The following is a 25,859-nucleotide window of genomic DNA, read 5'->3' as shown; positions in this document are numbered from 1 at the left end:
CATACGAGCCGTGCGGTGCCGGGTGGGAGGGTCAGCAGATGCGCGGCAGAGGGTCGCCGACGAGCAGGTCGACGATGCGGGTGCCGCCGAACGCGGTGCGCAGCAGCACGAGCCCCGGCGGGTCGTCCCGGATGGTGCCGATGATGGACGCGCCCGCGCCCAGCGGGTGCCGGCGCAGCGCCTCCAGCGCGCGGCCGGCGTGCGCGCCGTCCACGACGGCGACGAACCGCCCCTCGCAGGCGACGTACAGCGGGTCGATGCCGAGCAGCTCGCACACGCCCGTCACCTCGGGCCGCACCGGCAGGGCCTTCTCCTCGATCACCACGGCGGCCCGGGAGGCCGTGGCCACCTCGTTGAGTATGGTGGCCACCCCGCCCCGCGTGGCGTCGCGCAGCGTCCTGACGTGGCCGGGCAGCGCGTCCAGCAGGGCGGAGACCACTCCGTGCAGCGGCGCGGTGTCGGACACGATCGGGGACTCCAGGTCGAAGTCCCCGCGCGCCACCATGATCGCGGCCCCGTGGTCGCCCATCGGGCCGGACACGATGACCGCGTCCCCGGGCCGCGCGCCGGAGGCGGACAGCTCCACGGGGCGTTCCACGACGCCGACCCCCGTCGTGGTGATGTAGCAGCCGTCGGCCTTGCCGCGCTGCACCACCTTGGTGTCGCCGGTGACGATCGAGACACCGGCCGCGGCTGCCGCGGCCGCCATCGAGGCCGCGATCCGCCGCACATCGGCTACGGGGAACCCTTCCTCCAGGATGAACCCGGCGGCCAGGAAGGCGGGCCGCGCCCCGCACATGGCCAGGTCGTTGACGGTCCCGTTGACGGCCAGGTCGCCGATGTCCCCGCCGGGGAAGAACAGCGGCGACACCACGAACGAGTCGGTGGTGAACGCCGCCCGGGCGTCGCCGAGCGGCAGCGTCGCCCCGTCCTCCAGCGGCGCGAGCAGCGGGTTGCCGAACTCCTCGAGGAAGACTGCCTGGATCAGCGTCTGCGTGGCCTTGCCGCCCGAGCCGTGCGCGAGCGTGATGCGCTCCTCCTTGACGACCGCCTTGCGGCGGCGTGCCCGGTCGATGCGGTCGAGGACCTGCTCCTCGCGGGTGCGGTGCGGGGTGCCAGGAGCGCCCCGCTGCGCCTGGTCCGCGGCGGGTTCGGATGTCATGAGCGGGTCGCCTCCTTCACCCGTTCGCGGCTGAAACGGCCGAAGTTGTAGTAGGCGGCGCAGGCGCCCTCGGAGGAGACCATGCAGGTGCCGATCGGCGTCTCCGGCGTGCAGGCCGTGCCGAACACCTTGCACTCCCACGGTTTGAGCACGCCCTTGAGCACCTCGCCGCACTGGCAGGCCTTCGGGTCGGCGACCCGCACCCCCGGCAGGTCGAAGATCCGTTCGGCGTCGAACTCCGCGTACGCGTCGGCCAGGCCGAGCGCCGAGTGGGAGATGAAGCCGAGGCCGCGCCACTCGAAGTGCGGCCGCATCCGCATGACGGTGCCGATGGCCGTCATGGCCGTCCGGTTGCCGCCCCACGGCACCACCCGCGCGTACTGGTTGGCCACCTCGGCGCGGCCCTCGGCGAGCTGGCCCAGCAGCATGTGGACCGACTGCAGGACGTCCAGCGGCTCGAACCCGGCCACCACGAGCGGCTTGCCGTAGTCGCGGGCGATGAACGCGTACGGCTCGCAGCCGATCACGGCCGATACGTGGCCGGGACCGATGAAGCCGTCCAGCCGCTGGTCGGGAGAGTCGAGGATGGCCTTGATCGCCGGGATGACGAGGACGTGGTTGCAGAAGACGGAGAAGTTCCGGACGCCCTCGGCGGCCGCCCGGAGCACGGTCATCGCCGTGGAGGGCGCGGTGGTCTCGAACCCGATGGCCATGAACACCACCCGCCGCCCCGGGTTCGCCTTGGCGATCTTGAGCGCGTCGAGCGGTGAGTACACCATCCGGATGTCGGCGCCCGCGGCCTTGGCGTCGAGGAACGACCCCTGCCCGCCGGGCACGCGCATCATGTCGCCGAACGACGTCATGATCACGTCCGGCTGGGAGGCGATGTGGATCGCGTCGTCCACCCGGCCCATCGGGATCACGCAGACCGGGCATCCGGGGCCGTGGACGAGGGTCACCTCGGGGGGAAGGTGGTCCTCCAGCCCGTGCTTGTAGATGGTGTGCGTGTGCCCCCCGCACACCTCCATGAACGTGTAGCGGCGGCCCGGCTCGCACCGGGCGGCGATGCCGGCGGCCAGGCTTCTGGCCCTGCCGCCGTCACGGTACTCATCGACGAACCGCACGGGTCCCCCTCATGTGATGTCCGATCCCCTGAGCGCGTCGAGCTCGTCGTCGTAGGCCGGGCCGAGCCCCTCCAGGTAGTCGAGGACGGCCTGCGCCTCCGACTCGGAGATCTTCGACAGGGCGAACCCCACGTGGACCAGCACCCAGTCGCCGACCTGGAGGTCCTCCTCCGTCAGCAGGGCCACGTTGATCCTGCGGCGTACGCCGCCGACGTCCACGACCGCCAGGTCGGGGTGGTCGGCGTCGGCGGCGACCAGCTCACCGGGGATGCCCAGGCACATCGGCCCGCTCCTGCCCGAAGTCGATCGACTCCAGCACCAGCTCGTCGCCGCCGGAGACGTCCACGTCCGCGCTGCCGCACCGCGCGCAGACGGCGAGCACGTCGAGGGACTCGTTCCGGCCGCCGCAGGAGTGGCAGGCGACGGTGAGGGGTGTGACGACCAGCTCGACCGCGGCGTCCTGCGCCGGGGTGCCCGCGGCGGCGATCGCGAAGGCCTGCTCGAACGCCTCCCCGACGACGGCGTGGCGGGTGCCGACGCGCACCCGCGCCCCCGTGATCCGCCTGCCGGCGGCTCGTTGCCCGATCAGCTCGACCAGGCCCTCACACATTCCGATCTCATGCATGCGGTGCTACATCCGTTTCATCGTCAGGTACCGGCGGATCCCCGGCCATTCGTGGACGATGACCGCGACCAGCGCGCAGGTCACGATCAGCCCTGCCACGTGCGACTTCCTCATGTCATGTCACCTCATTCCGGGTTCTGCGGCCGGGAGCCGGGCCCGGCGCTTTCCGCAATCATGTCCATCACCAGGCGGACGGCTTGGCCGGTGGCGGCGCGGACGGGTTCGCTCAGGTCGACCAGCACGTCCTCGTCGGCGCCTCCGGTCAGCACCGTGGCCGGCTCGCAGCACACGACGATCACCCGGTCCGGGACCCGGCCCAGTTCCCTGGCCAGCCGCAGGACCCGGACGGGGTCCATGCCGTGGGTCTCCACGCTGGTCTCGCCGAGGCTCGCGGCGCTGTCGGGCGTGTCGGCCTCCAGCACGGTGAGCGTGCCGGGCGGCTCGCCGCGTGGGGCGGCGTCGACGAGGATGGCCAGGTCGTAGTCGCGCTGCAGGGCGTAGACGAGGTCCATGCCGCGGATGCCGAAGTCGGTCACGTCCACGCCGCCGGGCAGCTCCGTACCGGCGAGCAGGCGGACCACCTCGACGCCGAAACCGTCGTCGCCGAGGAAGATGTTGCCGAGCCCGGCCACGAGGACGCGGGCGCCGGGCGGGCCGGCGGCCGGGCCCAAGGGTTCGATCTCCTGCGCGGTGTAGAAGAACCGGTGTCCGGGCATGCGGGCCTCGCCGAGGTCGCGGCCCGGGTCCTCGTCGAGGACGACCGCGACGTGGAAGGCGCCCTCGTCGTCCTGCTCGACCGACTCGACGACGGCGGTCCGGCCGTCGAGGAGGAGGTCCAGCACGTCGGACCGGCCGGCGGACGGCCGCAGCCGGACCCGGCTGCCCGCGCGCACCGGCACGCCGGCGACGACCACCTCGTCCGGGCCGCGCCGTTCCATCCGCGTCCAGAACTCCGCCCCGTCGGGGCCGGGTCGGCGCGCGGGTGTCCAGGAGGCCCACGTCTCCGGGCCGGAACGTTCCACGGGAGGGTCCGTCTCCTTCATGTCGTCCTTCATGTCGCCGGCTCCGTACGGGCCGGCGGCCGCGCCTCGACCGGCTCGGGGCGCAGGATGCCGTGCAGGCGCATGAGCTGCACGGCGGTGAGCGCGTCGCAGCGGTCGAGGATCTCCCGCCCGCGCGGGTCGCCGTCGCGGATCTCCCGCTTCTCCTCGTCGCTCAGCGCGAGCACGCTCAGGGTGAGCAGCTGGTCGATCTCCGTGGCGTCGAACAGGTCGCCGGGGCTCTCCGGCGCGACACGCGGGTGGTCGTACAGGATGATCGGCGCCGACAGCATCGTGTGCCGTTCGCCCTCGGGGCCGGCCAGCACCGGCCAGGTGCCCACGTTGCGGCAGCCGGCCGCGGCGGCGCGCAGCTCCTGCGGCGGGTCCATGAGGGAGACGAACCGTCCGCCCGCCGTGTGCAGCACGCTGTGCGCGGCGACGAACGTGCGCCGCATCGCCTCGGCGCGGACGTCGCCGTGCCAGGGGGTGGTGTTGACCACCCGCACGGTGAGCCGGAGGACGCCCGGCTCCGCCTCCTCGGCGCGCGCGTCGACGTGGCCGCGCAGCGCCTGGCGGGAGCGGAGCACCGCGCCGGCCCGCCGCCCGGCCGCGTCGGTCAGCCACTCGGTCTCCTCCTCGGCGGGCACCTCCACCGGGATCCGGTGCGTCTCCCCGAGCAGCGCGCCGAGGCTGAGGCCGCACGCCGCCACCTCCTGTTCCACCGCCTCCTCGCGCGGCAGGAAGCGCCGCTCCCCCACCGTCAGCTCGGGCACCCTGTCGAGGCGGTCGGGGGCGGCGCCGCGGGCGACGTCGCCGGCGACGATGTGCAGGAAGCGCACGCGGACGTCCACGGTGTCGGCCGGGCCCGCCTCGACGAGGCACTGGGTCTGCATGACCCACGGGTTGCCCTCGTGCGCCCTGCCGTAGGGCTCGGGGTGCACGCCCCCGATCGTCCAGCGGTGCTGGTTCTTCAACGCCGACCGGCGGTACGGCCACAGCAGGTAGCCCTCGTACAGCACGGCCCGCGCGATCCGGCGCAGCTCGTCCATCAGCCGCCGGCCTCCTTCAGCAGTCTGCCCACCACGTCGTCCCAGCCGGGCAGGACGTGGCGGGTCCGGTAGGCGTGGAGCCGGTCGAACGTGTCGCGGTCGAGCCGCAGCCACGCGCCGCCCGGGAAGTGCCGGTCCATCACGTCCTTCCACACCGTGACCGGCATGCGGAAGTCCGCCTCGGTGTCCCACGGGATGCGGGTGACCCGCAGCCGGCCGCCGGCCACGTACCAGGTGGTGCCGCTGAAGAGGAACTCCAGCGGCACCTCGCCGTCGGTGAGGCCGTGGAAGTACTTCGCCACCGCCACCTCGAAGTCGTAGGTGCACGGCACCCGGATCGTCGCCGCGGTGCCCGCGCCGAAGGCGGGCACCTGCGTGACGGTCTGCGCCCACAGCAGGCCGCGCAGGTTCCGGCTCCACGCCTCGGGTCCGCCGAACAGCTCGGCGAGGCGGCGCCGGCTGGGCTCGTCGTAGGCGCGGCGGGCGGCCGAGATGCGGATCTGGGTGTCGAGGGTGACCGAGCGCACCTCGGGGCCGCCCGGGTTGGCGATCCTGAGCGCGAACTCCAGCATCGGCACGGCCGCGAACTCCGCCGCCCGCACCTCCTCGACCGTGATCCGCAGGGCCGGCGCGCCGGCCGTCGTCGAGTCGTCCACGGGATCAGGCCGGCGACAGGTTGGGCATGTCGGGGTCGATCGGGTCGCGGTCGGCGGCGTTGATGCCGGTGGAGCGCGCGGCGGTCGACCGGGCGTCGGGCAGGTGGCCGGCCTGCTTGTCGTAGTTGCCGCAGGCGTTGCCCTCCTTGACCCCCTTGACGTGCGCGGGCGCGTCCGGGCGCACGTCGCGCCTGCCCGTCGTGATGTGGTCGCCGTCCTTCTTGGTCATGGCGGGATCCCTTCAGGTGCGCAGCGGATGGCCGGCCGAGGTCGTGGTGGACCTGCGGCGCAGCTCGGTGAAGAAGCCGGTGATCTCGTTCCGGACGTCGGGCCCGCCCGCGAGGCCCTTCCAGCGGGTTCTCAGCAGGCCGACGAGGGTGTAGCAGTCGTCGACGGGGACGATCCAGTGCTCGCGGGCGGTGCCGGTCCGGTTCACCAGGAGGGCCTCGACGTCGGGGGCGAGCCCGCGCAGGACCGGGTTGGTCTCCTCCAGGCGCCGCCAGGTCTCCTCCGCCGGCGGCGACTCGACGGCCCCGGCCGGGCTGGGATAGAACAGCGCCGTCCGTCCCTCGGCCGAGTCGTGCAGCGCGAACGCCATCTGGACCGGGATGCCGAGGTCGGCCCACGTGGCGTCGTCGAGGACGAAGTCCCGCAGGAACCACCGGTCGTCCGGCACCAGGCGGTAGCGATCGCCGCCCGCGGCGGCGTGGTCGAACAGCAGGGCGCAGGCGCGGCAGGCACAGCGCAGCTCCCGGTCGGCCAGGTCGAGCAGGTGCCGGTGCGCCGCACCGGCGGGCGCGCCGCACAGTTCGCACGTCTCTTCGGCCCCGCCGGCCGCCCCCGAAGCGTCCGGAGCGGCCGCACCCGGACCAGTCGCGCCCGGAGCACTGGCACCCGGAGCGACCGCACCCGGGCCGACCGCAATTGGGCCGGCCGCAACCGGGCCGGCCGCCCCCGGAGCGGCGTCTCCCGGCCGCTGCCGGCGGGTGATGAGCCTGCGCAGCGCGCTGCCGGCGGCCCGGCCGCCGGTCACGGCCGCTCCCGCGCCGTCCGGCCTCACGCCGGTGCCCCGGGCCGGTCGCGGGCGGGGGCCCGCAGCAGGCTCTCGACCGGGATCACGACCGGCGGCGACGGGCTCTCCACCACGTCGATCTCGACCCGTTCGATCTCCGGCGCGGCACGGAGTACGGCCTCCTCCACGACCGAGGACGGCGCCGCCGAGGAGCCGCAGCCCCCGCGTCGCGGCCGCAGCCGCAGCCGGGCCAGGTCGCCCTCGACCGCCACCAGCTCCGCGCTCGCCCCGGCGAGCCGCCCCCGCAGCCCGGGGAGCGCGCGCTCGATCCGGGTGGACGCGTCCAGCGGGTGCAGGTCGTGCAGCAGCAGCAGGTGCGCGACCAGCTCGTCGGCGGCGATCCGCTCGGCCAGCCCCTCGCCGCCGCCCGGCGGGTCCGCCGCGGAGACCGTGGCCATGATCCTGGCCAGCACCTCCCCGTACAGGTCGAGCAGCGCCTCGGCCAGCTCCACGGCATGGCCGTCGACGGCCCCGTCGAGCAGCTCCTCGACCCTGCGCACGCGCTCGGTCACATCACGGTCGTCCATGGCCGCCTACCCCGAGACGCTCGTGCCGAGGGTCGGCGAGTGCACCTGTCTGAGCACCTTCCCGCCGCCGAGGTACATGTGGACGCCGCACGGCAGGCACGGGTCGAAGCTGCGCACGGTGCGCATGATGTCGATGCCCTTGAACGTCTCGGGGCCGTTCTCCTCGAAGATGGGCAGGCCCTGCACGGCGTCCTCGTACGGCCCCGGCGTGCCGTAGACGTCGCGCGGGCTGGCGTTCCACGGGGTCGGCGGGTACGGATGGTAGTTCGCGATCTTGCCCTTGCGGATCACCAGATGGTGCGACAGGACACCGCGGACCGCCTCGTGGAAGCCGGCCCCGATCGCCTCCTCCGGCACCTCGAAGTCGGTGAAGACCTTGGTGAGCCCGGCCCGGACCTCGCCGAGCGCCTGCTCGACGAAGTAGAAGGCCATCGCCGCCGCGTAGGCCACGAAGTACATGCGGGCCCGGTTGCGCTCGATCGTGTTGGCCCACTTCGGGATCTGCCACTCGAACTGCATGTCGGGGAAGGCCGCGCTCTTCGGCAGGTTGATCTGCACGCTGTGCCCGGTGGAGCGGACGGTGCCGGTGTCGACGAGCCCGGCCAGCGCCGTGGCCCAGAGCCGGGCGAGGGGGCCGCCGCCGGTGTCGAGGGCGAGATAGCCGGCCGTGCGCTCGTCGTACCAGCGCGGGCTCATCACCCAGCTGTAGTTGCCGCCGTCGAGGTCGCGCTTCTGCGGCCGGGGCAGCGTCGTCTGGTTCCACGGGTGGCGCTGGTCGACCGGGTTGCCGAGCGGGTCGTGGGTGACGAAGGTCTCCTCGCCCTGCCAGTCGTCGTAGTAGGAGCTGCCCAGCAGGATGCGGATGCCGAGGTTGATGTCGACCAGGTTCGTGGTGCGCAGCTCGCCGTCGAGGACGATGCCCGGCGTGACGAACATCCGCCGGCCCCACTCGTTCATGGTGCGGTAGTCGTAGTCGACGACGCCCGGGTCCTGGAACGCCCCCCAGCAGCCCAGCATGACGCGCCGCCGGCCGACCTCCTCGTAGCCGGGCAGCGCCTCGTAGAAGAAGTCGAAGACGTCGTCGTTCATCGGCACCGCGCGCTTGATGAAGTCGACGGTGCGCAACAGGCGGACCAGGTAGTCGGTGAACACCTGCGGGGTGGCCACGGTGCCGACGCCGCCCGGGTAGAGGGTGGACGGGTGCACGTGCCGGCCCTCCATCAGGCAGCACATCTCCCGGGTGAGCCTGCTGACCTGGAGGGCCTCGCGGTAGACCGCGCCGGTGAACGGGTTGAAGGCGCGCATGATGTCGGCGATGGTCCGGTAGCCGTGGATGTCGCCCCGCGGCGCCTCGGTCGTCTCCGCGCGCCGTAGCAGGCTGGGGTTGGTCTCCTTGACCATCTGCTCGCAGTAGTCGACGAAGACCAGGTTGTCCTGGAAGAGCGTGTGGTCGAACATGTACTCGGCGGCCTCGCCGAGGTTGACGATCCACTCCCCCAGCGGGGGCGTCTTGACCCCGTAGGCCATGTTCTGCGCGTAGATGGAGCAGACGGCGTGGTTGTCACCGCAGATGCCGCAGATCCGGCTGGTGATGAAGTGGGAGTCGCGCGGGTCCTTGCCCTTCATGAACACGCTGTAGCCGCGGAACAGCGACGAGGTGCTCTTGCACTCCACGACCTGGTTGTTCTGAAAGTCGATCTTGGTGTAGATGCCCAGGTTGCCGATGATCCTGGTGATCGGGTCCCAGGACATCTCGACGAGCTGGCGCGTCTCCTGCTCCTGCGGTGATCGGATGGTCACGTCGGCGATCCCCCTTCTAGGCCCGCCAGCGGGGGTCGTATCCGCTGGTGAGTTTCGCGCCCCGGTGGCGCCACTTCGGCTCGGTGTTGACCGTCTTGTTGGTGATGGCGCGCAGGCGGCGGACCAGCCCGCCGTACACGGACGCCATGCCCGAGGACATGGACCCGCCGGGCGGCTCGTCCATGAACGGCATGAACTTGTCGGGGAAGCCGGGCATCGTGCAGCCGATGCAGATGCCGCCCACGTTGGGGCAGCCGCCGATGCCGTCCATCCAGCCGCGCTTGGTGACGTTGCAGTTGACGACCGGCCCCCAGCAGCCGATCTTCACCTGGCACTTCGGGGAGTTGTAGTCGCGGGCGAAGTCGCCCTGCTCGTAGTAGCCGGCCCGGTCACAGCCCTCGTGCACGGTCTTGCCGAACAGCCAGGTCGGCCGCAGTTGCCGGTCGAGCGGGATCATCGGAGCCAGCCCGGCCGCCTGGTAGAGCAGCCAGGTCAGCGTCTCCATGAAGTTGTCGGGCTGGACGGGACAGCCGGGCACGTTGACGATGGGCAGGCCGCCGGCGGAGCGGAAGTCCGCCCCGAGGTAGTCGGCCAGCCCCATGCAGCCGGTCGGGTTGCCGGCCATGGCGTGGACGCCGCCGTAGGTCGCGCAGGTGCCCGCCGCGACGACCGCCCACGCGCCCGGCGCGAGCCGGTCGATCCACTGGTTGACGGTGATGGGCTGACCGGTCGCCGGGTCGTTGCCCATCGAGGTCCAGTAGCCCTCGCCGTTGATGTTCTCGTTGGGGATGGACCCCTCCACCACGAAGATGTACGGCCCGAGGCTGCCCTCGGCCGCCCGGTGGAAGGCGGCCATGAACTCCCCGCCCACCTCGGCGGCCAGGACCTTGTTGTGCAGGTGCACCTTCGGCAGTCCCGGCACGAGCCCGAGGAGGACCTCCTCGATGCTCGGCAGCGTGGCGGCCGTGACGGACACGGTGTCCCCGTCGCAGCTCATGCCTTCGGACGTCCACAGGATGTGCACCTCGTCCAGCCCGGCATGGTCCGGCCCGGTCTGGTCCAGCCCGGTCTCCGGCTCGGCTGTGCTCATGGCCTTCGCCCCCTTGTCGGCCCGGCATCGCCTCGGTCTCACCACGCGGCGGGCGGGCGCGGATCGCCCCGCACCCGCCGTCCGGTAGTGAGTCGATTACTCTGCGTAAGAGCTACCGCCTACACGAAGGCCGCAAACCACTCGTACGACATCTTCGCCACGAGCCCGGCGGGACGGCACAGGAGATCGCCGCAGCCTAGGGTGAGGGCATGCTGGAACCGATGCCCGAAGACTGGCGGCGGGCCCTCGCCGTCGTGGCGCACCCCGACGATCTGGAGTACGGCTGCGCGGCGGCCGTCGCCGTGTGGACCCGCGCGGGGCGGGAGGTGTCCTACCTGCTCGCCACCCGCGGCGAGGCGGGAATCGACACCCTGGACCCCGAGAAGGCGGCGCCGCTGCGCGCACGCGAGCAGCGGGCCGGCGCCGCCGCGGTGGGCGTGTCGAGCGTGGAGTTCCTCGACCACGCGGACGGGGTGATCGAGTACGGGCCGCGGCTGCGGCGGGACATCACCGCGGCCATCCGCAGGCACCGGCCGGAGCTGCTGATCACGCTGAACTTCGACGACACCTGGCCCGGCGGCGTCGACTGGAACACGCCCGACCACAAGGCCGTCGGGCGGGCCACGCTCGACGCGGCGGCCGACGCGGGCAACCGGTGGATCTTCCCCGGTGCCGGCGGCGAGCCGTGGGACGGGGTGCGCTGGGTGGCCGTGGCCGCCACCCACTCCCCCACGCACGCGGTGGACGTCACCGCGGGGCTGGACCAGGGGGTGCGCTCGCTGCTGGAGCACCGCACCTACATCGAGGCCCTCACCGACGAGGACCCGGAGGCGTACGCGCGGTCGTTCGTCGAGAACGCGGTCCGGCAGGAGGACGGCCCGTTCGGCGACCGCCCGACCGTCACCTTCCGCCTCTACACCCGCTGAGGCACCGGCGGCGCCGCCGGCCCGCGCGGGGCCGGCGGCGCTCCACCGGCGAGGTCAGACCTGGATGCGGCGGGCGACCGCGTCGACGATCTCGGCGACGGCCTCGTCCACCGGCACGCCGTTCTTCTGCTCGCCGCTGCGGTAGCGGAACGACACCGCGCCGCCGGCGATGTCGTCGTCGCCCGCCAGCAGCATGAACGGCACCTTGGCCCGCTGGGCGTTGCGGATCTTCTTCTGCATCCGGTCGTCGGCCGTGTCGATCTCGACCCGGATGCCCCGCTCACGCAGCCGCTTGGCGACGTCGTGCAGGTAGGCCACGTGCGCGTCGGCGATCGGGATGCCGACGACCTGCACCGGGGCCAGCCACGGAGGGAAGGCGCCCGCGTAGTGCTCGGTCAGCACGCCGAGGAACCGCTCGATCGAGCCGAACAGCGCCCGGTGGATCATGACGGGCGTCTGGCGGCTGCCGTCGGCGGCCTGGTACTCGAGCTCGAACCGCTTGGGCTGGTTGAGGTCGAGCTGGATGGTGGACAGCTGCCAGGTTCGGCCGATCGCGTCCTTGGCCTGGACGGAGATCTTGGGGCCGTAGAAGGCGGCGCCGCCCGGGTCGTCGACCAGCTCCAGCCCCGACTCCTCGGCCGTCTGGCGCAGCGCCTCGGTGGCCGCCTCCCAGTCGGCCGGGTCGCCGATGAACTTGTCGGAGTCGTCGCGGGTGGACAGCTCCAGGTAGAACTCCGACAGGCCGAAGTCGCGCAGCACGCTGAGCACGAAGGTGAGCAGGCTCTTGATCTCGCCGGCCATCTGCTCGCGGGTGCAGTAGATGTGGGAGTCGTCCTGCGTCATGCCGCGCACCCGGGTCAGGCCGTGGACGACGCCCGACTTCTCGTAGCGGTAGACGGAGCCGAACTCGCACAGCCGCAGCGGCAGCTCACGGTAGGACCGCCCGCGCGCCCGGAAGATCAGGTTGTGCATCGGGCAGTTCATCGGCTTGACGCGGTACTCGACGCCCTCCAGCTCGAAGGGCGGGAACATGTCCTCGGCGTACCACGGCAGGTGACCGGAGGTCTCGAACAGCTGCGACTTGGTGATGTGCGGGGTGTTGACGAACTCGTAGCCCGCCTCGCCCTGCCGCTTGCGCATGTAGTCTTCCATCTCCTTGCGGATGATCCCGCCCTTGGGATGGAAGACCGGCAGCCCGCTGCCCAGCTCGGGCGGGAAGCTGAACAGGTCCAGCTCCGCGCCGAGCCTGCGGTGGTCGCGCTTCTCGGCCTCCTCCAGCAGCTTGAGGTATTCGTCCTGCTTGTCGCGCGACTCCCACGCGGTGCCGTAGATGCGCTGGAGCTGCGGGTTCTTCTCGCTGCCGCGCCAGTAGGCGCCGCCGGAGCGCATGAGCTTGAAGGCCGGGATGGACCGGGTGGACGGCACGTGCGGGCCGCGGCACAGGTCCTTCCAGCGCAGCTCGCCGCTCTTGGGGTCGAGGTTGTCGTAGATGGTCAGCTCGCCCGCGCCGACCTCGACGGACTCCTCCGCCGCCGCGCCGCCCTTGAGACCGATCAGCTCCAGCTTGTACGGCTCGGCGGCGAGCTCCGCGCGGGCCTGCTCGTCGGTGACGGGGCGGCGGGCGAACAGCTGCCCCTGCTTGACGATCTCGCGCATGCGCTTCTCGACGCGCTTGAGGTCGTCGGGCTGGAAGGCCTGGGCGACGTCGAAGTCGTAGTAGAAGCCGTTGTCGACGGGCGGGCCGATGCCCAGCTTCGCCTCCGGGAACAGCTCCTGGACCGCCTGGGCCATGACATGGGCGGTGGAGTGGCGGACGATCGCGCGGCCGTCGTCACTGGCGATGTCGATCGGCTCCACCACGTCGCCGTCGGCGAGCGGGTGGGCGAGGTCGCGCGGCTCGCCGTTGACCCGGGCGGCGATGACGGTGCGGCCGTCGGCCTCGAGCGCGTCACCGGCCGTCGTGCCGGCCGCGACCACACGCTCGGCTCCGGCGAGGGTGATGCGTAGCTCGGCTGACACGGTTGCTCCCTGTGGGTCGGTGTGGCGGGTGTGGTGGAATGCGCCGGCCGGTGGGCGCCCTGCGGCCCGTTCGCCGGTGAACATCGATGCTATCGCGGGTCGTAGCCCAGCCTCGTCAGCCCTTGACGGCTGCCGAGGAAGATGTTCCGGTCGAGCGGCTTGTGATCGTACTGGTGGATCGTCCACTCGCGCCACGGTCCGGGCGTCGCGGGGCGCCCGCGCGGCCGGTCCGGGTCGGCGATCCACAGCGGGTGGTCGCCGAGCCCGGCGCAGTGGCCGCCGCGGGCGAACGCCGGAAAGGTGTAGACGATCGGCCGGATGCCGGCGTGCCGCTCGACGTGGCGGCACCAGCGGCGGGCGTGCCGGGCGACCCGCTCGGGACGCAGGCCGTCGTTGGTCTCCAGGTCGAGCGCGACGAGGTCGCCGCGGCGCAGCCCGCCCGCCTCCTTGAGCACGCGCAGGAAGTGGTGCGCCTGCTCTGCCGCGTCACCCTTGGGGCGGGCGAAGTGGTAGGCGCCGCAGACGATCCAGTTCTCCCGCATGCCCTCCCAGTTGCGCGCGAAGTGCTTGTCGGTGAAGTCGCCGCCCTCGGTCGCCTTGGCGAAGGCGAAGGCGACCCCGGCGCGGGCGTGAGCGGCCCAGTCGACCCTGCCTTGCCAGTTGGACACGTCGATGCCGTGCAGCAAGCGTTTCACCTTGCGGGAGTTTATTCGGATGCCTCCCGATCAGGCCCCCGACGCGCCGGGCCGTCCCAGGTCAGAGCAGGCTGCGCAGCAGGTCCCTGGTGCGTTCGCGGCCGGAGTAGAGGGCGGCTCCGAAGTCGGTGACGCCGGTCTCGGCCAGCTCCGCGATCTGCGCCCGGACGCTCGCCTCGTCGCCGACGATCGCCACGTCCCCGGGCCCCGCCGCCCCCTCCCGGTCGAGCATGGCGCGGTAGGAGGGAAGCTGGCCGTACACGGCGAAGATCTCCTCGGCGCGGGCCCGGGCGGCGGCGGGGTCGTCGGTGACGCACACCGGCAGCATGCAGACGATGCGCGGCCGGTCGCGGCCGGCCTCCTCGGCCGCGGCGGTCAGGGCGGGCGCGACGTGCTCGGCGACGGTCCTGGGGCCGGTCATCCAGAGCACGGTCCCGGCGGTCCGGGAACCGGCGAGCCTGAGCATGCGCGGGGCGAGGGCGGCCACGAGCACGGGCAGCCCGGCTCCCGGCGTGGTCAGCCTGATGTTGGCCTTGAGCGTCTCGCCCTGGTAGCCGACCTGCTCGCCGCGGATCGCGGGCAGCAGGACGTCGAGGTACTCGGCCATGTGCCGGGCGGGACGCTCGTAGCTGTAGCCGTACATGTCCTCGATGACGAGCCGGTGCGACAGGCCGATGCCGAGCGTCAGCCGGCCGCCGAGGGCGGCGTTGGCGGTCATGGCTTGCTGGGCGAGCACGGCGGGGTGGCGCGGGTAGGTGGGCACGACGGCGGTGCCCAGCTCGATGCCGGGCGTCGCGGCGCCGGCGACGGCCAGCGCGGTGATGGCGTCGAGGCCGAAGATGTGGGACATCCAGGCGGACGCGAAGCCGTCGGCGCGCGCGGCGGCGATCGCGTCGGCCAGGTCACGCAGCGGCTCGGGACCGGTGGGTTCGTTGAGCAGCAATCCGATGCGCATAGATACCGAACTCCATTCTGGTTCGTGTCGGCGCGAGTCTAGCCGGAGGCGGCGTTTGCGGCGTTTGTAAGGTGGATCCCATGAGCCACGACCGCGCAGGACAGCCCGCCCAGCCCGCCGACCTGGTGGACGTCGCCCGGCTGGTGACGGCCTACTACAGCCTGCACCCCGACCCCGACGAGGTGGCGCAACGGGTCGCGTTCGGCACGTCGGGGCACCGCGGCTCGTCGCTCGCCACGGCCTTCAACGAGGACCACATCCTGGCCACCACCCAGGCGATCTGCGAGTACCGCGCCGGGCAGGGCGTCGACGGGCCGCTGTTCCTGGGCATCGACACGCACGCGCTGTCCGAGCCGGCCCGCGTGTCGGCGCTGGAGGTGCTGGCGGCCAACGAGGTGACCGTGCTGGTCGACTCCCGCGACGGCTACACGCCGACGCCGGCCGTCTCGCACGCCATCCTCACCCACAACCGGGGGCGCTCCACGGGCCTGGCCGACGGCGTGGTGATCACGCCGTCGCACAACCCGCCCGGCGACGGCGGCTTCAAGTACAACCCGCCGCACGGCGGCCCCGCCGACGCCGACGCCACGTCGTGGATCCAGGACCGGGCCAACGCGCTGCTGTCCGCCGGCCTGAAGGGCGTGCGCCGGACGCCCTACGCGCGCGCCGTCCGCGAGGCGGGGCGCTACGACTTCCTCGGCTCGTACGTGGACGACCTGCCGAACGTGGTGGACCTCGACGCCGTCCGCGCGGCCGGGGTGCGCATCGGGGCCGACCCGCTGGGCGGGGCGAGCGTGGCCTACTGGGGCGAGATCGCCGAGCGTCACCGGCTCGACCTGACCGTGGTCAATCCGCTGGTGGACCCGACGTGGCGGTTCATGACGCTCGACTGGGACGGCCGGATCCGGATGGACTGCTCCTCGCCGTACGCGATGGCCTCCCTGGTCGCGGGGCGCGACCGCTTCGACGTCTCGACCGGCAACGACGCCGACGCTGACCGGCACGGCGTCGTCACGCCCGACGGCGGGCTGCTGAACCCCAACCACTACCTCGCCGTGGCCATCGGCTACCTCTACGCCCACCGCGACGGCTGGCCGGCCGACGCGGGGGTGGGCAAGACGATGGTGAGCAGCGGCGTCATCGACCGGGTGGCCGGGTCGCTGGGGCGCCGGCTGTACGAGGTGCCGGTCGGGTTCAAGTGGTTCGTGCCGGGGCTGCTCGACGGGTCGCTCGGCTTCGGCGGCGAGGAGAGCGCCGGGGCGTCGTTCCTGCGCCGCGACGGATCGGTGTGGACGACCGACAAGGACGGCCTCATCCTGGCGCTGCTGGCGGCGGAGATCCTCGCGGTCACGGGCCGGTCGCCGAGCGCGCACTACCGCGAGCTGACCGGACGGTACGGCGAGCCCGCCTACGCCCGGGTGGACGCCCCGGCCACGCGGGAGGAGAAGGCGGTGCTGGGCAGGCTGTCGGCCGAGCAGGTGACGGCGACCACCCTGGCCGGCGAGCCGATCACGTCGGTGCTGACGGCCGCTCCCGGCAACGGCGCCGGGCTCGGCGGGGTGAAGGTCGCCACGGAGAACGCGTGGTTCGCGGCCCGGCCGTCGGGGACCGAGGACGTCTACAAGATCTACGCGGAGTCGTTCCGCGGGCCGGACCATCTGGCCAAGGTCCAGGAGGAGGCGCGCGCCCTGGTGTCGTCGGCTCTGGGGTGACACCTGCGGAAAATGGGGCTGGAGCGGCTGTTTGGCGTACAAGGTGGCGACATTCTGCGATGATCTGTCGCACCCAGCTGGAGTTCGAGCCCTCACGGATAGTGACAGATGCCGACATTCGAGGAAATCGCCACCTTCGTCACGGACAAACCGGCCGCCACGGCGGTCATCGCGCTGCTCGGCCTGGTCGCGCTCGCCCTGGCGTTCCTGCTGATCAGGATCGCCTGGCGGGCCGCGTGCTTCCTGTGGCGCCGCTACGTCACCCCCCGCCCGGTCGAGGACGTGCTGACGATCGTGGCCGCGTCCATCGCGACCGCCGTGTCGGCCCAGGGCATGTGGCTGTTCTCCGGTGACGTGCTCGGCCTGGACGGGCCGCTGCGGCTGCTGCTGTTCGCCTTCATCGAGGTGGCCATCATCACCTCGGCCGTCCGGGCCCGCCGCAACATGCGCGAGAACTTCTCCGCCGGCATCGACGGCGTCGCGGTCTGGGCGCTGACCTGCCTGACGGCGGTCCTGTCCAGCATGGACGCGCGCAGCCTGCCCGAGGCCGTCTTCCGGCTCGCGGCCCCGCTGGTCGCGGCCTGGCTGTGGGAGCGCGGCATGGCCATCGAGCGGCACCGCATCCGCGGCACCGGCCGCATCAACTGGCGGCTCACCCCCGAGCGGCTGCTGGTCCGGGTGGGCCTGGCGGAGGTGAGCGACCGCACCGCGAGCGAGGTCGACGCGCACCGCCGGCTGACCCGCGTGGCCCTGGCCGCCAAGAAGGCCAAGGCGCTGCGCGAGCAGGGCGCGCCCGAGCGGAAGGTCCGGGCCGCGCTGGCCAAGCTGGACAAGGCCATGGACCAGGCCGTGGAGCACACCGGCCTGGCCGTCGACCCGGCCCGCCAGGAGGCGCTCCTGGCGCAGATCGCCGCGCTCTACAACACCTCGGCGCTGATCGACGCCGACCCGCGCGTGCCATGGGAGCCGCACGCCGACCACCACCCCGTCCCGGCCCGCCCCGAGCTGCCGCCCGCGCTGGCCGAGCTGGTGGCGGAGGACGACGACGACGCCGCGGTGCTCGACACCACCCCGCAGGTCGTCGACACGGCGCAGCGCGCGGCGCTGATGCGGGCCGCCCGCGCCTACTGGGACCGGCAGATCGCCAAGGGCATCGTGCCGCGCACCGTGGACATCGCCCAGGAGATCGGCATCTCGCTGGCCACGGCCCGCCAGTATCGTGCCCTGTGGAAGCTGGAGCCCGAGGCGCACGCGCTCATCGAGGCCCTGTTCCAGCAGCACGGCATCGTCGACACGGGGGCCTTCCCGGTCATCAACGCCGACGGGCGGGTGCTGACCAAGTCCTAGGCGCGGGCGGAGGGCCGTAGGTGAGGGAGCGCACACTCGAGCGGGTCAGGAAGCTGCTGGCCAAGGCCGAGCGCACCGACAACGAGCACGAGCGGGCCACGTTCATGGCGGCGGCGTCGGCCCTGATGGCCAGGCACGGCATCGACTCCCTCGACCCGGCCGGCCCCCGCCAGACGCCGGGTGACCGGGTGGTGACGCTGCCGCCGCCGTGGGCGCGGGAGAAGGCCCGCCTGGTGAGCCTGGTGGCGCAGGCGCTGCGCTGCCGCCCGCTGCTGCTCGGCCGCGGTGACGGCGGGCAGCGGGTGCACGTCTTCGGGTTCGCCGCCGACCTGGAACGTGCCGACGTCCTGGCGACGTCCCTGCTGCTGCAGATGGCCTCCGGGCTGGCCCGGGTGCGGCCGCCGGAGGCGGGCGGCGGTCCGGCCCGGGCCTACCGGCGTTCCTGGCTGCTCGGGTTCACCGACGAGGTGTACCGGCTGCTGCGCGAGGCCGAGGAGCGGGCCGCGGCCGAGGCTTCGGTGACGGGGACCGCGCTCGTGCTGGCCGACCGTCGGGACGAGGTGGACCGGGCGGTGACGGCGCGCTACCCGCGGATCCGGCTCAGCGTGCCGCGCACCAGCGGCACCGGCTACCACGACGGCGCCGAGGCCGGACGGCGCGCCGACCTCGGCCGCACCGGCGTCCCCGGCCGCCCGAGCCCCGAACTGGCCTCCGGCGAGTAGACGTCGCCGGCCCCGGACCGAGGTGTCTAGGGTGGCGGCATGCAGACACGCTGGCTCGCCGTGGCGGGCCGCTCCCCCGCCGCTGCGGCCCTGGGCGCGGAGCTGGTCGCCCGCTGGTCGGAGCCGCACCGCCGCTATCACACGATCACCCACCTGGCCGCCGTCCTCGACGCCGTCGACGAGCTGTACGCCGGCGCGCCCCGCCCGTCGGACACCTCCGGCCCCACGGGCGACGCACGCGGTACGGGCGGGCCGACGGGCGACGCACGCGGCACGGGCGGGCCGACGGGCGACGACCCGGGCGTGGACCAGCAGCCGGCCGGCGGGGGCATGGGCGATCCGGTGGCGGTGCGGCTGGCGGCCTGGTTCCACGACGCCGTGTACGACGGGCGGCCGGGCTGGGACGAGGAGCGCAGCGCGTGGCTGGCGCTCGCCCGGCTGCCGCGCTGCGGAGTGCCGGCGGCGCGGGTCGCCGAGGTGGCCCGGCTGGTACGGCTGACGGCCGCGCACGACCGGGTGGCCGCCGACGACCTCGACGGGGCCGTGCTGTGCGACGCCGACCTGGCGGTGCTAGGCCGCGACGGCTACGGCGACTACGCGGCCCGGGTGCGTGAGGAGTACGCGCACGTTCCCGAGGACCTGTTCCGGCAGGGCCGGGCGGAGGTGCTGCGCAGGCTGCTGGCCACGCCGCGGCTCTACCGGACCGCGCGGGCGTACGAGCTGTGGGAGGCGCGGGCGCGGGCCAACATGAGCGCCGAGCTGACCGCCCTCACCACGTCCGCGCCGCACCCCGCCGGCTGACGCGCCACCCGGCGCGCCGGGTCAGCGGCGTTTGCGGCGGCGCAGTCCGGCGTCGATGAGGCGGCGCAGCAGCTCGCGCGAGCTGACCGCCTGCGCCCCCAGGGAGACGGCCAGCGCGTGCACGGTCTCCGGCACGTCGTAGTGGTCACGGTCGAACGCCCGCGCCGGCACGCCGAGCAGCCCCGCGAAGGCGTGCAGCTCGTCCAGGGAGTGGTCGCTGACCAGGTGCGACCACATGAGGCCGCGCGGCCCGGGCCAGTTCGGGGGGTCGATGAGCACCGTCACGGGCTCCAGGGTAGGACCCTGCCGCGCACCTCCAGTTCGCCGAGGTCGGACACCACCGCGTCGGCGCCCCGCTCGCCCAGTTCGGCGGCGCGAAGGGCGGCACCGGCCGGGCCCGGCCGGGCGACGGCGACGACCACGCCGAACCCGCCCTTGCGCGCCGCCTCGATCCCGGGCAGCGCGGCGTCGATCACGGCCGACCTGGCGGGCGTGATGTTCAGCCGGCGGGCCGCCTCCAGGAACAGGGCGGGGTCGGGTCTGCCGGGCAGGTTCATCAGGGCCGCGTCGCCACCGTCGACCACCAGGTCGAACAGGTGGGCCACACCCGCCGACGCGACGAGTTTGCGGCCGTGCAGGCTGGCCGAGACGGCGGCGGTGCGGGCGCCGCGGTGACGCAGCTCGTGCAACAGCGCCACGGTCGACGGGAACGCGGCCACGCCGTACTTGTCCACCTGCGCGACGAACAGGCGGTCCTTGGCCACGCCCAGCCCGTGGACGGTGGGCGAGCCGGGCTCGTCGTCCGCCGCGCCCTCGGGCAGCTCGATGCCGCGCGAGGCCAGGAACGTGCGGACGCCGTCGAGCCGCGGCCGCCCCTCGACGTGGCACAGGTAGTCGGCCTCGATGTCGAAGGGCGCGGAGCGGCCGCGCAGGAACACGTCGAAGACGTGCTTCCAGGCGGCCGCGTGGCCCCGCGCGGTGTCGGTGACCACACCGTCGGTGTCGAACACGACGGCGCTGATCGTGGTCAGGTCGATGACGGGTGAGTTCACACTTGTGAACGTAACCCTCTTACCACGCGACGGGTAGCTTCTCCACGCCGTAGACGATGGCGAGCTTGCGGAACGGCACCTCTCCCGCGACGCGCAGGCCGGGGAAGCGGCGCAGCAGCGCCGGGAAGGCGATGCGCATCTCCATCTGGGCGAGCGGCGCGCCGATGCACCGGTGGATGCCGTGGCCGAACGCCAGGTGGGAGCCGGCCGTGTCACGGTAGGGCTTGACCTCGTTCATGTCGCCGCCGAGGTTGGGGTCGCGGTTGGCGGCGGCGAGCGAGCAGAGGACCATCTCACCCTTCTTGATCAGCTGGCCGTGCAGCTCCAGGTCCTCGCGGGCGAACCGGGGGAAGGCCACCTGCACGACCGACATGTAGCGCAGCAGCTCCTCGACGACCTGCACGACGTAGCCGTCGACCTCGCGCACCTTGGCGGCCTGCTCGGGGTTGGCCAGCAGCCACAGCGTGCCGAGGGCGAGCATGCTGGTGCTGGTGTCGTGACCGCCGGTCAGCATGCCGTCGGCCATGCTGGCCAGCGTGCGGTCGTCGAGCTCGTCGCCGTGCTCGCGCAGGAGCTGCCCGAGCAGGCCGTCGCCGGGGTCGAGGCGCTCGCGGGCGACGAGGTCGGTGAGGTAGGTCATGGCGTCGTTGATGGCCTGCAGCGACGCCTCGGGCCCGGCGGTGAAGTCGAAGCGGTCGGTGCTCATCTTGAGGAACCCGGCGCGCTCCTCGTACGGGACGCCGAGCAGCTCGCAGACGACGAGCGACGGGATGGGCAGCGCGAACGACTCCACCAGGTCGGCCGGGGAGCCCTGGGCCTCCATCCGGTCGAGGTGCTCCTCGACCATGGCCTCGATGCGGGGCTCCAGCCGGCGCAGGCGGCGCATGGTGAACTCCGGCGTCAGGTACTTGCGCAGCCGGGTGTGCTCGGGCGGGTCGCGGAAGCCCAGCCCGCCCGGGTCCTCCTGGGTGGAGCCGAGGCCGATCACGTTGCCGAAGTCGTTGCTGAAACGCTCGTGGTCGCCGAGCACGTTGCGCACGTCGTTGTAGCGCGTGACCAGGTAGACCGTCTGGCCCCCGGGGATCGCCATGGGGAAGACCGGCTGCTCGGTCTGGATGCGGGCCAGCTCCGCGACCGGGTCGAAGCCCTCGCGCATGAACTGGACGAGGGGGAACTCTGAGTCTGACATCGTAATCCGTCCTGCTGGGATGCTCGGGGTTGAATCCCTGACCGATGGTCCCATCCCCGGGGGCCGGTCTTCATCAGACCTCGGGCCTACTTTCGCCTCGTCCCTGAGGACCCCCTTGGCAGTGTGACGGGACTCTCCTAGAGTCCCTGTGCAATGGCACATTTTACTGAAGGCTGGGAGGCCGCCGGGTGATCACGGCAAGCTACACGATCCCGGGCATGCGGGTACGCGACCACCTCGAGGAGGTGCCGCTCGACTGGTCACGGCCCGGCGGGGAGACCATCACGGTCTTCGCCCGCGAGCTGGTCGATCCCGTACGCGACCGGGAGGACCTGCCGTGCCTGCTCTACCTGCAGGGCGGCCCGGGCGGCAAGGGACCGCGGCCGGTCGGCACGGCCGGCTGGCTCGGCCAGGCGCTGCGCACCCACCGGGTGGTCCTGCTGGACCAGCGCGGCACCGGCCGCAGCTCCCGCGTCGACGGACGCCGGATGGCGGCCCTGGGCGCGCGCGGGGGCGCCGAGCTGCTGGCGCTGTTCCGCGCCGACTCGATCGTGGCCGACGCCGAGCACCTGCGCCGCACCGTCTTCGGCGGGCGGCGCTGGGCGACGCTCGGGCAGAGCTTCGGCGGGTTCATCACGCTGACGTACCTGTCGCGGGCCCCGGAGGGACTCAGCGAGTGCTACGTCACAGGCGGCCTGCCCGCGCTGGAGCCGGACGCGGCGGAGGTCTACCGGCGCACGTACCCGCGGGTCGAGGCGAAGAACGCGGCCTTCTACCGCCGCTACCCGCACCACGTGGAGACGGTCGCCCGGCTGGCCGACCGGCTGGCCGAGGGCGACGTGCGGCTTCCGGACGGCGACCCGCTGACCGTGCGGCGGCTGCAGAGCCTCGGCATCGACTTCGGCATGAAGCCCGGCTACGAGCGCATGCACTGGCTGCTCGACGAGGCGCTGGACGGCGGGCACGTGACCGGGACGTTCCTGCACCAGGTGCTGGCCCGCAGCTCCTTCGCCGACAACCCGCTCTTCGCGGCGCTGCAGGAGAGCATCTACGGCTCCGGGCCCGGCCCCACCGGCTGGGCCGCCGAGCGGGAGCGCGCCCGCCGTCCGCGCTTCGCCGAGACGGCGCGGCCGCTGCTGTTCACCGGGGAGATGATGTACCCCTGGATGTTCCAGGAGATCAGCGCGCTGCGCCCCTTCCGGCCGGCGGTGGAGCTGCTGGCCGAGCGCGCCGACTGGCCACCGCTGTACGACCCGGAGCGGCTGGCCGGCAACGAGGTGCCGCTGGCGGCGGCCGTCTACTTCGACGACATGTACGTCGACTCCGGCCTGCAGCTCGACACGGCGGCCCGGGTGGGCAACGCCCAGGCGTGGGTGACCAACGAGTACGAGCACGACGGCGTCGGCGACGACCGCGTCTTCGCCCGGCTGACCGAGATGGTCCGCGAGCTCGGCGGCGGCCTGCGCGACTGACGCGGCCGCACGGGGCTACGGCGCGCACGCGGGGGGAAGGCTTGGGGGGACACCGTCGCGCGACCGGCGCGGCGGGGCACGCATCCGCGACGACTTCCGGGAGGTGCGCCGTGGCGCGCAGGGCGTTCGCCTCGTCCGCCGATCTCGACGACAAGCCGCAGACCCTGGAGGTGCTCGGCGACGGCGTCTACGCGCTGACCGCCGAGGGCGACCCCAACGTCGGCGCCGTGGAGGGCGAGGACTTCCTCGTCTGCTTCGAGGCCATGGCGACGCCCGTGGCCGCCCGCGGCTGGCTCGACAGGCTCCGCGAGCACACCGGCAAACCGGTCAGATTTCTGGTCCTGTCGCACTACCACGCGGTGCGGGTGCTCGGCGCGAGCGCGTTCGGCGCCGAGGTGATCGTGGCGCACGACAACACGCGGGCGCTGATCGCCGAACGGGGCCGGCAGGACTGGGAGTCGGAGTACGCGCGCATGCCGCGCCTGTTCAAGGAGCCCGCGTCCATCCCCGGGCTGACCTGGCCCACCCTCACGTTCTCCGACCGGCTCGCCATCCATCTCGGCGGCGACCGGGGCGAGCTGGTGCTGCGGTACTGCGGGCGCGGCCACACCGAGGGCGACATCGTGGCCTGGCTGCCACGGCAGAAGGTGCTGTTCGCCGGCGACCTGGTGGAGACGCGGGCCGCGCTCTACACCGGCGACGCCTTCCACCGCGAGTGGGCGGCGGGCACGCTCGACCGGGTCGCCGCCTTCGGCGCCGAGACCCTGGTCGGCGGGCGTGGCGCGGTGGCGCGCGGGCCCGACGCCGTGGCCGCCGCCATCGGGCAGACCCGGCACTTCCTGCGGGTGCTGCTGCGCGAGGTGGGCGCGGTGCACGAGCGCGGGGGCACGCGCCGGGAGGCGTTCCGGGCCGCGCACGCCGCCCTGGCCGGCCGCTACGGCGGGTGGCCGATCTTCGAGCACTGCCTGCCGTTCGACGTGGCGCGGCTGTGGGACGAGTTGTCCGGCGTGGAGCGGCCCGCCGTCTGGACGGCCGACCGCGACCGCGCGGTCTGGGACGAGCTGCAGGAATGAGCCGCGATGACTGAGCCGGTGACACCCGAGCCGGTGACACCCGAGCCGGTGACACCCGAGCCGGTGACACCCGAGCCGGTGACACCCGGGCCAGTGCCGTCCGTCGCGGGGGTGCCGGTCGTGGAGGTGCCGGTCGTGGAGGTGCCGGTCGCGGTGGTCGGCAACGGGCCGGTGGGGCAGACGGCGGCGCTGCTGCTGGCCCGCTGGGGCGTGCCCACGCTGCTGCTGGACGGGCGGCCGCGCCGGGAGGCGGCCGGTTCCAGGTCGATCGTGCAGCAGCGCGACGTGCTGGACGTCTGGGAGGCGGCCGGCGTGGGCCGGCGCATCGCCGCCGAAGGGCTGACCTGGACGACGGCCCGCACCTTCCACCGGGACCGGGAGCTGTTCAGCCTCACCTTCGCCGAGGCTGGCCGGTCGGCGTTCCCGCCGTTCGTCAACATCTCCCAGTCGCGCACCGAGCGGCTCCTCGACGAGCGCATCGCCGCCGAGCCGTTGATCGAGGCGCGCTGGGACCACCTGGTGACCGGCCTCGCCCAGGACCCGGCCGGGGTGACGCTGACCTGCCTGACCGCCGCCGGGCGGGTGCGCGTACGGGCCGCGTACGCGCTGGTCTGCGCGGGGGCGAAGGCGGAGCGGCTGCGCGGGCTGCTCGGCCTGCGCTTCGCCGGGCGCTCCTTCGACGACCGGTTCCTCATCTGCGACATCCGTGCCGACCTTCCGGGGTGGGCCCGCGAGCGGCGCTTCTACTTCGACCCGCCGTGGAACCCCGGCCGTCAGGTGCTGATCCACCCGTGCCCCGGCTCGACGTACCGCGTGGACTGGCAGGTGCCGCCCGGCTATGACGAGGACCGGGAGCTCTCCTCGGGGGCGCGGGACGCGCGGATCCGCGCCGTCATCGGCGACCGCCCGTACGAGGTGGTGTGGAGCTCGGTCTACCGCTTCCACTCCCGGGTGGTGGACCGCATGCGGACCGGCCGGGTGCTGCTCGCCGGCGACGTGGCGCACCTCGTCGCGCCGTTCGGCGCGCGGGGGCTGAACTCCGGGGTGCAGGACGCGGAGAACGCCGCCTGGAAGCTCGCCTTCACGCTGAACGGCTGGGCGGGCGAGGAACTGCTCGACAGCTACCACACCGAGCGGCACGCCGCCGCCCTGGAGAACCTCGACGTGACCGCGGCGACGATGCGGTTCCTGGTGCCGGGCACCGAGGCGGAGCGCCGGTTCCGGCTGGCCGCGCTGGAGACGGCGGCCACCGACCCGGCGGCGCGGGCCGCCGTCGACTCGGGCCGGCTCGCCGAGCCGTTCTGGTACGTGGACTCGCCGCTGACGACGCCGGACCCGTCGCGGCCGTTCGCCGGGCGGCCGCCTCGCGGCTCCGTGCCGCCGGCCGCCCCCGGCGTGATCGTGCCCGACGCGCCGATCCGCGTGGCGGGCGAGCGGGTGGCGCGGCTGCGCGAGGTGGCCAGGGACGGGTTCCTGCTGCTGGCGGCCGGCGGCGTCGACGGCGCCGCCGCCGCGCTGGACGCGGCGCGGCGGGCCACGCGGGCGCCGGTCCGGCTGCTGCGCCTCGGTGACGTCGACGCCGCCGGGACGCTCACGCGGGCCCTGGCGGCGCGGCCGGGCGAGCTGTGGGTCGTCCGGCCGGACGCGCACGTCGCGGCGGTGCTGCACCGGCCGTCGCCTCCCGAGGTCGCGGCGGCCCTGTGCCGCGCCCTGGGCTCACCCGCGGGACCCCCGGCCGCCTGACCGTCTCA

General features: G+C 73.3%; 27 protein-coding genes. 8 read left to right on the top strand and 19 right to left on the bottom strand.

What is annotated here, in order from left to right:
* Positions 1-31 precede the first annotated feature (31 nt).
* The 13 genes from hypE to CXR44_RS11060 are packed head-to-tail and all read right to left on the bottom strand — an operon-like array spanning position 32 to position 10,145.
* Entirely contained in the window at positions 32-1,162 is a 1,131-nt protein-coding gene (gene hypE, locus CXR44_RS11115; protein WP_101785164.1) for a hydrogenase expression/formation protein HypE, read from the bottom strand.
* Entirely contained in the window at positions 1,159-2,286 is a 1,128-nt protein-coding gene (hypD, locus tag CXR44_RS11110; protein WP_101785162.1) for a hydrogenase formation protein HypD, read from the bottom strand. The genes hypE and hypD overlap by 4 nt, the downstream gene beginning before the upstream one ends.
* Positions 2,287-2,295: 9 nt before the next feature.
* Positions 2,296-2,568, bottom strand: coding sequence for a HypC/HybG/HupF family hydrogenase formation chaperone (locus CXR44_RS11105; protein WP_101785160.1), 273 nt, complete (start codon positions 2,566-2,568; stop codon positions 2,296-2,298).
* Positions 2,546-2,911 (bottom strand): hydrogenase maturation nickel metallochaperone HypA/HybF, encoded by a 366-nt coding sequence (locus tag CXR44_RS11100; RefSeq protein WP_101785158.1) that lies wholly within the window; start codon positions 2,909-2,911, stop codon positions 2,546-2,548. The genes CXR44_RS11105 and CXR44_RS11100 overlap by 23 nt, the downstream gene beginning before the upstream one ends.
* Positions 2,912-2,917: 6 nt before the next feature.
* Positions 2,918-3,025, bottom strand: coding sequence for a DUF6893 family small protein (locus CXR44_RS42135; protein ID WP_397019219.1), 108 nt, complete (start codon positions 3,023-3,025; stop codon positions 2,918-2,920).
* An 11-nt stretch (positions 3,026-3,036) separates the two neighbouring features.
* Complete coding sequence (locus tag CXR44_RS40815) at positions 3,037-3,966, bottom strand: hydrogenase maturation protease (RefSeq protein WP_245899061.1); 930 nt, start codon at positions 3,964-3,966, stop codon at positions 3,037-3,039.
* On the bottom strand, positions 3,963-5,000 hold the full coding sequence (locus CXR44_RS11090; protein WP_101785156.1) for a hypothetical protein: 1,038 nt from the start codon (positions 4,998-5,000) through the stop codon (positions 3,963-3,965). Before CXR44_RS11090 ends, CXR44_RS40815 begins: the two co-directional genes overlap by 4 nt.
* Positions 5,000-5,656, bottom strand: coding sequence for a DUF6084 family protein (locus tag CXR44_RS11085; RefSeq protein ID WP_219601736.1), 657 nt, complete (start codon positions 5,654-5,656; stop codon positions 5,000-5,002). Before CXR44_RS11085 ends, CXR44_RS11090 begins: the two co-directional genes overlap by 1 nt.
* A gap of 4 nt (positions 5,657-5,660) precedes the next feature.
* On the bottom strand, positions 5,661-5,885 hold the full coding sequence (locus CXR44_RS11080; protein WP_101785154.1) for a hypothetical protein: 225 nt from the start codon (positions 5,883-5,885) through the stop codon (positions 5,661-5,663).
* Positions 5,886-5,897: 12 nt separating this feature from the next.
* On the bottom strand, positions 5,898-6,689 hold the full coding sequence (locus CXR44_RS11075) for a DUF5947 family protein (RefSeq protein WP_180903306.1): 792 nt from the start codon (positions 6,687-6,689) through the stop codon (positions 5,898-5,900).
* Between the two features lie 23 nt (positions 6,690-6,712).
* A complete protein-coding gene (locus CXR44_RS11070; protein WP_101785152.1) occupies positions 6,713-7,255 on the bottom strand; it encodes a nitrogen fixation protein NifU in 543 nt (180 codons plus the stop codon).
* 6 nt (positions 7,256-7,261) lie between these two features.
* On the bottom strand, positions 7,262-9,055 hold the full coding sequence (locus CXR44_RS11065; RefSeq protein ID WP_245899060.1) for a nickel-dependent hydrogenase large subunit: 1,794 nt from the start codon (positions 9,053-9,055) through the stop codon (positions 7,262-7,264).
* A 16-nt stretch (positions 9,056-9,071) separates the two neighbouring features.
* Positions 9,072-10,145 carry an NADH-quinone oxidoreductase subunit B family protein gene (locus tag CXR44_RS11060; RefSeq protein ID WP_101785150.1) on the bottom strand — a complete coding sequence of 358 codons (1,074 nt, stop codon included), beginning with the start codon at positions 10,143-10,145 and terminating at the stop codon, positions 9,072-9,074.
* A gap of 209 nt (positions 10,146-10,354) precedes the next feature.
* Here CXR44_RS11060 and CXR44_RS11055 point away from each other — a divergent pair, with 209 nt between their 5' ends.
* Positions 10,355-11,071, top strand: a complete 717-nt coding sequence (locus tag CXR44_RS11055; RefSeq protein ID WP_219601735.1) for a PIG-L deacetylase family protein — start codon at positions 10,355-10,357, stop codon at positions 11,069-11,071.
* Between the two features lie 54 nt (positions 11,072-11,125).
* Here CXR44_RS11055 and thrS read toward each other — a convergent pair whose 3' ends face one another.
* From thrS to CXR44_RS11040, 3 genes are all read right to left on the bottom strand, one after another.
* The gene (gene thrS / locus CXR44_RS11050) at positions 11,126-13,090 is read right to left on the bottom strand and encodes a threonine--tRNA ligase (RefSeq protein WP_101785148.1); all 1,965 of its coding nucleotides are present in this window, start codon (positions 13,088-13,090) and stop codon (positions 11,126-11,128) included.
* 89 nt (positions 13,091-13,179) lie between these two features.
* On the bottom strand, positions 13,180-13,785 hold the full coding sequence (locus tag CXR44_RS11045; protein ID WP_180903305.1) for a glycoside hydrolase family 25 protein: 606 nt from the start codon (positions 13,783-13,785) through the stop codon (positions 13,180-13,182).
* Between the two features lie 61 nt (positions 13,786-13,846).
* Entirely contained in the window at positions 13,847-14,740 is an 894-nt protein-coding gene (locus CXR44_RS11040) for a TIGR03564 family F420-dependent LLM class oxidoreductase (RefSeq protein ID WP_101785144.1), read from the bottom strand.
* 80 nt (positions 14,741-14,820) lie between these two features.
* Here CXR44_RS11040 and pgm point away from each other — a divergent pair, with 80 nt between their 5' ends.
* From pgm to CXR44_RS40810, 4 genes are all read left to right on the top strand, one after another.
* Positions 14,821-16,452, top strand: coding sequence for a phosphoglucomutase (alpha-D-glucose-1,6-bisphosphate-dependent) (gene pgm / locus CXR44_RS11035; RefSeq protein WP_101785142.1), 1,632 nt, complete (start codon positions 14,821-14,823; stop codon positions 16,450-16,452).
* 108 nt (positions 16,453-16,560) lie between these two features.
* Positions 16,561-17,799: a hypothetical protein gene (locus tag CXR44_RS11030; protein ID WP_101785140.1), complete on the top strand. Its 1,239-nt coding sequence runs from the start codon at positions 16,561-16,563 to the stop codon at positions 17,797-17,799.
* 20 nt (positions 17,800-17,819) lie between these two features.
* A complete protein-coding gene (locus tag CXR44_RS11025; protein WP_101785138.1) occupies positions 17,820-18,521 on the top strand; it encodes a DUF2786 domain-containing protein in 702 nt (233 codons plus the stop codon).
* A 39-nt stretch (positions 18,522-18,560) separates the two neighbouring features.
* Positions 18,561-19,322, top strand: coding sequence for an HD domain-containing protein (locus tag CXR44_RS40810; RefSeq protein ID WP_101785136.1), 762 nt, complete (start codon positions 18,561-18,563; stop codon positions 19,320-19,322).
* Positions 19,323-19,343: 21 nt separating this feature from the next.
* Here the strand turns inward: CXR44_RS40810 and CXR44_RS11015 are convergent, their stop codons facing one another.
* From CXR44_RS11015 to CXR44_RS11005, 3 genes are read right to left on the bottom strand one after another with little or no spacing between them, the layout of a single operon-like run.
* A complete protein-coding gene (locus CXR44_RS11015; RefSeq protein ID WP_101785134.1) occupies positions 19,344-19,607 on the bottom strand; it encodes a DUF4031 domain-containing protein in 264 nt (87 codons plus the stop codon).
* The gene (locus CXR44_RS11010) at positions 19,604-20,374 is read right to left on the bottom strand and encodes an HAD family hydrolase (protein WP_101785132.1); all 771 of its coding nucleotides are present in this window, start codon (positions 20,372-20,374) and stop codon (positions 19,604-19,606) included. The genes CXR44_RS11015 and CXR44_RS11010 overlap by 4 nt, the downstream gene beginning before the upstream one ends.
* Positions 20,375-20,393: 19 nt before the next feature.
* Positions 20,394-21,563, bottom strand: a complete 1,170-nt coding sequence (locus tag CXR44_RS11005; protein ID WP_101785130.1) for a cytochrome P450 — start codon at positions 21,561-21,563, stop codon at positions 20,394-20,396.
* 188 nt (positions 21,564-21,751) lie between these two features.
* Here CXR44_RS11005 and CXR44_RS11000 point away from each other — a divergent pair, with 188 nt between their 5' ends.
* From CXR44_RS11000 to CXR44_RS10990, 3 genes are all read left to right on the top strand, one after another.
* Positions 21,752-23,035, top strand: coding sequence for an alpha/beta fold hydrolase (locus CXR44_RS11000; RefSeq protein WP_101785128.1), 1,284 nt, complete (start codon positions 21,752-21,754; stop codon positions 23,033-23,035).
* Between the two features lie 110 nt (positions 23,036-23,145).
* Positions 23,146-24,108, top strand: coding sequence for an MBL fold metallo-hydrolase (locus CXR44_RS10995; RefSeq protein WP_101785126.1), 963 nt, complete (start codon positions 23,146-23,148; stop codon positions 24,106-24,108).
* Between the two features lie 6 nt (positions 24,109-24,114).
* Complete coding sequence (locus tag CXR44_RS10990; protein ID WP_101785124.1) at positions 24,115-25,851, top strand: FAD-dependent monooxygenase; 1,737 nt, start codon at positions 24,115-24,117, stop codon at positions 25,849-25,851.
* The last annotated feature ends 8 nt before the right edge of the window (positions 25,852-25,859 follow it).

Source organism: Nonomuraea indica (assembly GCF_002850745.1).
In the GTDB taxonomy this organism is placed as follows: Bacteria; Actinomycetota; Actinomycetes; order Streptosporangiales; family Streptosporangiaceae; genus Nonomuraea; species Nonomuraea indica.
This window is presented reverse-complemented; position numbering and strand designations above follow the sequence as displayed.